General features: G+C 42.7%; 1 pseudogene. It reads right to left on the bottom strand.

The features are described from left to right. Window positions 1-225 (bottom strand): annotated as a pseudogene (locus tag TP70_RS12920) (hypothetical protein); the annotation flags it as partial.

Genomic DNA, 225 nt, shown 5'->3' with positions numbered 1-225 from the left:
CTACGAGCATGAGTAACTCAACGTCAGTGAGTGAGAGCGATTCTACTTCAATGAGTAACTCAACATCAGTGAGTGAGAGTGACTCTACGAGCATGAGTAACTCAACATCAGTGAGTGAGAGCGACTCTACGAGCATGAGTAACTCAACGTCAGTAAGTGAAAGTGACTCTACTTCAATGAGTAACTCAACATCAGTAAGTGAGAGCGATTCTACTTCAATGAGTA

This window comes from Staphylococcus microti (genome assembly GCF_000934465.1).
In the GTDB taxonomy this organism is placed as follows: domain Bacteria; phylum Bacillota; class Bacilli; order Staphylococcales; family Staphylococcaceae; genus Staphylococcus; species Staphylococcus microti.
The sequence above is the reverse complement of the archived record's forward strand: the minus strand, read 5'-3'. Positions and strand labels throughout refer to the sequence as shown.